The organism is Caballeronia arationis, assembly GCF_001544975.2.
Taxonomy (GTDB): Bacteria; Pseudomonadota; Gammaproteobacteria; order Burkholderiales; family Burkholderiaceae; genus Caballeronia; species Caballeronia arationis.
On the sequence record NZ_FCOG02000216.1, the window covers coordinates 1 to 6696 of the forward strand.

Annotated in this window: 7 protein-coding genes and 1 pseudogene; 4 read left to right on the forward strand and 4 right to left on the reverse strand. The window is 61.0% G+C overall.

Annotation, left to right across the window (positions count from 1 at the left end; all coding sequences use genetic code 11):
* The 4 genes and pseudogenes from AWB81_RS48635 to AWB81_RS39285 all read right to left on the reverse strand — a co-directional run.
* The coding region (locus tag AWB81_RS48635; protein WP_327373322.1) for a hypothetical protein at nucleotides 1–292 on the reverse strand (292 nt) is incomplete at its 3' end.
* A 340-nt stretch (nucleotides 293–632) separates the two neighbouring features.
* Nucleotides 633–885, reverse strand: a pseudogene (locus tag AWB81_RS47685) (3-hydroxybenzoate 4-monooxygenase); the annotation flags it as partial.
* A 27-nt stretch (nucleotides 886–912) separates the two neighbouring features.
* The gene (locus AWB81_RS39280) at nucleotides 913–1686 is read right to left on the reverse strand and encodes an SDR family oxidoreductase (RefSeq protein ID WP_062643636.1); all 774 of its coding nucleotides are present in this window, start codon (nucleotides 1684–1686) and stop codon (nucleotides 913–915) included.
* Nucleotides 1687–1702: 16 nt separating this feature from the next.
* Nucleotides 1703–2116: an acyl-CoA thioesterase gene (locus AWB81_RS39285; protein WP_062643646.1), complete on the reverse strand. Its 414-nt coding sequence runs from the start codon at nucleotides 2114–2116 to the stop codon at nucleotides 1703–1705.
* Nucleotides 2117–2229: 113 nt separating this feature from the next.
* Here AWB81_RS39285 and AWB81_RS39290 point away from each other — a divergent pair, with 113 nt between their 5' ends.
* From AWB81_RS39290 to AWB81_RS39305, 4 genes are all read left to right on the forward strand, one after another.
* A complete protein-coding gene (locus AWB81_RS39290; protein ID WP_062643638.1) occupies nucleotides 2230–2934 on the forward strand; it encodes a Crp/Fnr family transcriptional regulator in 705 nt (234 codons plus the stop codon).
* A 112-nt stretch (nucleotides 2935–3046) separates the two neighbouring features.
* Nucleotides 3047–4414, forward strand: coding sequence for an MFS transporter (locus tag AWB81_RS39295; RefSeq protein ID WP_062643640.1), 1368 nt, complete (start codon nucleotides 3047–3049; stop codon nucleotides 4412–4414).
* Between the two features lie 46 nt (nucleotides 4415–4460).
* Entirely contained in the window at nucleotides 4461–5381 is a 921-nt protein-coding gene (locus AWB81_RS39300) for a beta-keto acid cleavage family enzyme (protein WP_062643642.1), read from the forward strand.
* A gap of 3 nt (nucleotides 5382–5384) precedes the next feature.
* On the forward strand, nucleotides 5385–6314 hold the full coding sequence (locus AWB81_RS39305; protein ID WP_062643644.1) for a 3-hydroxyacyl-CoA dehydrogenase NAD-binding domain-containing protein: 930 nt from the start codon (nucleotides 5385–5387) through the stop codon (nucleotides 6312–6314).
* Nucleotides 6315–6696 lie beyond the last annotated feature (382 nt).

Consider the following 6696-nt stretch of genomic DNA (forward strand, 5'->3'; position numbering starts at 1 on the left):
GGTTGCTTCCGGCTGGAGCATTTGCCGGGTGGGACTTACACCCACTGGAAAGCGCCACCTTTTCACGGCGCACACCCATTGCGGTCGGTCGTCCGATCGCGGTCCCTTCGTCGCGTCTTGAAATACTGCGGTCATCCACGGCCGGTCTGGTTGGTCGGGCATCGGCCAACACAGTCAACAGCGACTCAACAATCCCTTGATGTGCAAAAGGGGCATTCGTCAAACTGCGGCACGGCAACAGCAGGCGTCGCAACACTCGAACTTTGACTGGAGTCAGCTTCGCAGTAGGCATGTGCTCTTTGGAGCGGTCGCAACTAGCACGTGGCTACGCTTATCGATGGGATCGTCGGAGCGTTCGATCAATTCGTTGCGACCGTGCGTGCAACAAGATCGGCGATGATCGATCGTTCCGCGTCAACTCATCGCCGAGCTGGCGCTGATTGACTCCCGAATTCCGCTACAGGACGTAGAGCGCCACGTATTGACCGCTCGTGATCTCGGCGGAAACCGCGCGCTGCCATAGAGTGTCGCTGTCGAGCACGGTGGACGAGGCTGCCGACGACCCGGAAGCCCGTCACGGCTAGCGATTTTGGCTGACGCTTTTTAGTGGTTCTCGAAACAGGATTCGTGCAGAAAATGAGCCGCAAGAGTGCATCCGCTTCGGCATAGGCATCGAGCGGAAGCACATGCGCTACGTACTGGTCCGGACGGACAACGACGAGCGCACGCCGCTTGCGATCGATATCACGATCATCGAAGATATCGGTCGACGCGTCACTTCCAAATTTCTTCTCTTGGTCGATCAGGCCGTATCGTCCTTCGCAGCAACAACGGTGCATGCAGATCATTGAGCAAGATTTCCCGATAAGGCTTCTGCAACACGGCCCAGCAACGCCTCTGCTTTCCCTCAAATCACGAAGCGCTTTGCGAGTCTCCGTCGATCGGGATCAATTGACCGGAAATAGATCGTCCTGCATCGGATGCAAGAAAGACGGCAAGCGCCGCGATATCGGCCGGATCGACGAAGCGCTTGATCGACTGATTGCCGAGCGCTGCCGCTTTTTCTTGTTCGACCGTACGGCCGCTCGCCGACGCGCGTCCGGAAAGCACTTGTTCGATGCGAGGACCTTCGACCGCGCCCGGCAAGATCGCATTGACGCGAATGCCGAATTCACCGAGTTCACGCGACAGCGTCTTCGTGAAGCCAATGAGGCCCCATTTCGTCGTCGAGTAGGGACTTCGATTCGGATAACCGAAGCGTCCGGCCAGCGACGACATGACGAGCACGACGCCCGCGCTCGATTGCTTGAGCAGCGGAATGGCGTGCTGCGTGACCGTGAACGTTCCGGTCAGATTCACGCGTAGCACGGCTTCCCATGCATCCGGGTCCATGTCCGCGACACTCGCGGTCGGCCCGGCGATGCCCGCGTTGTTGACAAGCACGTCGAGGCCGCCGAGCGCGGCCGCCGCATCCCCGACCATGTTTGCAACCGCCGCGCGATCCGCGATGTCGCACACCACCGTCTTCACACCGGGCAATTGCGCCTGCAGATTCTGAAGCGCGGTCTCGTCGATATCGCAGACAAAAACGCTCGCGCCGTCCGCGACGAACGCTTCCGTGATCGCGCGCCCTATTCCGCCCGCGCCCGCCGTCACGAGGACGCGCTTGCCTTTCGATGTGGTCATGAATTCCTCGATGTATTTATTCGCAGGCCGCGCGGATGAAGTCGGGAACGGGAACGGCTTTGAGTCGTCCATCGGCCTGTTTGACGCACAGCGCGCGCGTCGCGCGGCCATCGCAGATCAAGGTGTCGCCGCGCATGATCCGGTGGCTCTGGATAAACACCTTGCCGCGCCATTCTTCGACGCGGCTGTGAATGTCGAGCCGTTCGCCGTAAGTCGCGGAATTGACGAAGCGCGTGTGAAACTCCAGCAGCGGCGGGCCGATGCAATCAGGAAGCGCGTCCATCTCTCGCCACGGCGGCAGGCCGCACTGTATAAAGTAGTCGTGCGAGGCGGCGTCCATCCAGCGCGAAAAGTTGGGGAAAAACACGATTCCGGCCGGGTCGCAATCGCCGAATTGAACGTCGATCGAATAGACAGTTTCTTTATTCACGAACTTATGCTCCGGATTCCAGTGCAGACATTGTGCGGATTTCGCCGACGCCACACTGTCGGCGCGACGACACTTCACGTCCCGCCACGCGCGAGCGGCGTCGGAGGACACGCATGACGCGGCAAATGAAACTCGTCACGGCGACGCTGTCGATCGACGAACTGCTCGCGCAATCACCGTGGTTCGTCGCGCTGGATGACGCCGCGAAAACCCGCGTGCGGCCCGACATCGTGGAACGTGCGGTCGACGCCGGTCAGTCTTTGGGACGTCACGGCGAACGGCAGCAGATGTGGTTCGGCGTGCTCGAAGGCATCATCAAATGGTCGATTACCGCGCGCGACGGGCAGACCGTAACGCTCGGCGGTCAGTCGATGGGAAGCTGGTTTGGCGAAGGCACGCTGGTCCGCAACGCGCCGCGCGAATCCGATCTCATCGCGCTGCGCGACAGCCGCGTCGCGCAGATGCCGCGTGCCACCTTCGTCTGGCTTCGTGAAAACCGGCCGTCGTTCAACGAATTTCTGCTTCAGCAGATAAACGAGCGTCTGCACTGGTTCATGGGCGCGGTCGCCGCGCACGGGCTGCTCGACACCGACAGTCTCGTCGCACGGGCGCTGGTCGGCATGGTACAACCACTGTCCAACCCGAGCGGCACGGTGCATTTGCCGCTGTCTCAGGAAGAGCTCGCCAATCTGGCCGCGTTATCGCGCCAGACGTGCAACAAGGCGATGACGCGCTTCAAGCGCGCCGGGCTCGTGCGGACGGAATACGGCGGCATCGTCGTGCTGGATTTGCCCGGGCTCAACGCACTCTCACGGTAGATTGGCAAGCCATTCGGCTCGGTGTTTACGCTCATCCCAACTGTCGCGCAATCGACAGTCGTGGCGGCTCTCACTCGAAATAATGCGTGTCAACCCAGTCCAGGAGACGCGCATGAATCGCACCAGTCCGCTTCCCGTCGCAGCTGTATTCGTCGAGCGCCCGTCGGGGCAATTGGTGGAAGACGCGGTCTTTCGCAAAATCACCTGGCGCATCATGCCGATGATCCTGATCGCGTACGTCTTCGCGTTTCTCGATCGCATCAACATCGGCTACGCGCAGCTCCAGATGAAGCAGGATCTCGCCTTTTCCGATGCCGTCTATGGCCTCGGCGCGGGCCTTTTCTTCGTGACGTATCTGCTGTTCGAAGTTCCCAGCAATCTGCTGCTCGAAAAGATCGGCGCGCGGATGACGTTTCTTCGGATCATGGTGCTGTGGGGCTTCGCGTCCGCCGCGACCGCGTTCGTTTCCGCGCCCTGGCAGTTCTATGGCATCCGGCTGCTGCTCGGGATTTTCGAAGCGGGTTTTTTCCCCGGCATCATTCTGTATCTGACGTACTGGTATCCGAGCCAGCGCCGTGGCCGCGTGACGGGTCTGTTCCTGTTCGGCATGCCGATCACGGGTGTGCTCGGCGGCCCGCTGTCGGGGACGATCATGAGCGGCATGGAAGGCATCGGCGGGATGCATGGCTGGCAATGGCTCTTTCTCGTCGAAGGCTTGCCAACCGTGCTGATCGGCGTGCTGCTGTATCGCCTGTTACCGAACAAGCCGGCCGGCGCGCCGTGGTTGAACGACACCGAAAAAGCACTCGTGCAGTCCGTTCTCGATGCCGATCATTGCGGTGACGTCAAGCCCGCTCATCACGGCCGTCTCTCCGCCGCGCTGGCCGATCCTAAAACCTACGTGCTGGCCTTCGTCTACTTCTGCTGCGCGTGCGCCGTCTACACGCTCACGTTCTGGCTGCCGACGATGATCAAAGGTCTCGGCATCGCCCCGATCGCGACGATCGGCTGGTACACCGCCGTGCCATATATCTTCGGCGCGCTCGGCGTGCTCGTCATCAGCCGCAGCTCGGACCGCTTCAAGGAACGTCGCTGGCACGTCGGCGGCACGCTGGTTCTCGGTGCGGCGGCGCTGGCATCGACATCGTTTCTCGGCACCGCGATCGTCCCCGTCATGGTTCTGCTGTGCGTCGCCGCGTTCTTTATCTTCGGCGGCGGATCGCTCTTCTGGTCGATTCCGCCCACTTATCTCGGCCGGGAAGCGGCGGCGGCCGGCATCGCGGTGATCAGTTCGCTCGGCATTCTCGGCGGCTTCGCGAGCCCGACGCTGATTGGCTGGATCAAGTCCGTGACCGGCAGCATTCAGATGGGCCTTCTCGCATTGACCGCGCTCGTCATCTGCGGCGGACTGACCATTTTGCTTGGATTGCCGAAGAGCGCAGTCCGCGTCGGCACGACCGACGACGCAGGCGCGCACTGACCGCTCTCTTTCTTCAAAACCTCATTCTTCATCGGAGAACACCATCATGAGCAAGCCCAAAGTCATCGTGACCGTTGCGCCCACCGGCGGCATGGCCACGAAGAAGATGAACCCGAACCTGCCGACGCAGCCGCTGGAAATCGCCGACGATACCTACCGCTGCTACAACGCGGGCGCGAGTGTCGTGGCGGTCCACGCGCGCCGCCCCGACGATCAGGCGACCTGCGATCCGACCATCTACAGCCATATCAACCGGCTGATTCGCGACAAGTGCGACATCATCCTGAACAATTCGACGGGCGGCGGCATCGACGGCGACATGGTTCGAGAGCTCGACAACGGCCTCTGGGAAATTCAGTGGGAAGAGCGTCTGAAAGGCATGCAGGGCGATGGCGTCGAAATGTGTACGCTCGACGCGCAGACGGTGATCGCGAGTTTCGGCAGCAAGGAGATTCTCGTCGCGACGCCGCCTTCGCGCATCCGCCAGATTGCCGAGATGATGAAGGCGCGTGGCATCAAGCCCGAATGGGAAGTATTCGGTCTCGCCGATATCGTGCAGGATGTGCAGCGCGCGATCAACGCAGGGCTGGACGATGCGCCGCATTTCATCAACATCGTGATCGGCGCGAATGCGTTTCAGGGCGCATTGCCCTACACGCCGCGTCTGTTGCAGACGATGGTCGATCATCTGCCGCGCGACACCGTGTTCAACGTGAGCGCGATCGGCGCTGCGCAATTGCCTGCCGCGATGAATTCGCTCTTGCTGGGTGGCCACGTGCGCGTCGGACTCGAAGACAACCTGTATTACCGGCACGGCGAACTAGCGACGAACGTGCAACTGGTCGAGCGGCTCGTCCGCATGGTGCGCGAGATGGGTTACGAGCCGGCGACGCCTGAGGAAGCGCGCGAGATCATCGGACTGCGGCCGCTGCACGCCACCGTCGATGCCGCCTGTCTGGAGCACTAAGCGATGACGAGGATCGCTATCGTCGGCACGGGTGTGATCGGCGCGGGATGGGCCACGCATTTTCTGGCGCACGGTTTCGACGTCATCGCGACCGATCCCGCCGAGGGCGCGGAGTCGCGCCTGCGCAGGTGGATCGACGAGAACTGGCCGGTTGTCGAACGGCTCGGTCTTTCGGATGATGCCTCGCGAGAAAGGCTGGTCTTTATGACCGATCTGACCGCAGCGCTGCGCGATGCCGATTTCATCCAGGAAAGCGGCCCGGAGCGCCTGGACGTCAAACAGGCGCTGATCGCCGACATTGAACGCGCGTCGAAGACGGACGCGATCATCGCGTCTTCGTCGTCGGGATTGTCAGTCAGCGAGATTCAGGCACACGCGCAGCATCCGGAGCGGATCGTACTTGGGCATCCGTTCAATCCATCGCACATCATTCCGCTGGTCGAGGTCGGCGGCGGAAGGCTCACATCGACGGAATACATAGACCGGGCGATGACGCTCTACGCTTCAACTGGCAAGAAAGTTGTTCGCATCAACCAGGAAGTCAAAGGTCATATTGCTAACCGACTGCAAGCGGCGATTTGGCAAGAAGCGATCAGTCTGGTCCAGCGCGGCATTGCCTCCGTGGAGGATGTCGACACCGCAATCTCCTATGGCCCCGGTCTGCGCTGGGCGCTCCTCGGTCCATTTCTCAACCTTCATGCTTCCGGCGGTCCCGGTGGCATCACACATGTGCTGCGGCATCTAGGCCCAGCTCAGCGTGAATGGGCGAGAGATCTGGGCACGTATCCCGAGATGGACGACTACATCGAATTGATCGCGAAAGGCGTCCAAACGAAACTACAGTCGCACGACTTTGCGGAAATGATTCGCCAGCGCGATCGATTGCTGATCGAACTGCTGGAGGCCAAGCGCGAGCTCTCTGAGATTCCATAGAGCCAGCAATGCGAGATGAAGAAGAAACCGTCTGCGCGCATCCGCCCTTCAAGGCGACAGAAAGTGAACTTATCGATTGGCGAGCGGCATCAGTGCGCAGGGACTTTCGTAGGCCGCACGGCGGGTTACGGAGCGAAGCCGACGTCTGAATGTCCGCGCAACCGCCGGGAAACTGTCCGCAACTGGCCGTCTGCTGCCCTACGTGTCTGACGTGTGCCGACATACGAGAGGAAGCCAGAACTCGAAGCAGCGACGTTCCCGACTAGATTCCTTGACTGAATTGATCTTGTAGCAGTCGAGTCAAGTTTCTACGCGGCGATTTTGACCTGATCGCACCAGGTGTTAACGGCCTTCTCAGCGGTGCGGAAGCTGCGCTGCAAAG

Excerpts from the sequence above, each read along its gene's own strand:
- AWB81_RS39280 (WP_062643636.1), bottom strand. The coding sequence starts at position 1,686 with ATGACCACATCGAAAGGCAAGCGCGTCCTCGTGACGGCGGGCGCGGGC.
- AWB81_RS39300 (WP_062643642.1), top strand. The coding sequence starts at position 4,461 with ATGAGCAAGCCCAAAGTCATCGTGACCGTTGCGCCCACCGGCGGCATG.
- AWB81_RS39290 (WP_062643638.1), top strand. The coding sequence starts at position 2,230 with ATGACGCGGCAAATGAAACTCGTCACGGCGACGCTGTCGATCGACGAA.
- AWB81_RS39295 (WP_062643640.1), top strand. The coding sequence starts at position 3,047 with ATGAATCGCACCAGTCCGCTTCCCGTCGCAGCTGTATTCGTCGAGCGC.
- AWB81_RS39305 (WP_062643644.1), top strand. The coding sequence starts at position 5,385 with ATGACGAGGATCGCTATCGTCGGCACGGGTGTGATCGGCGCGGGATGG.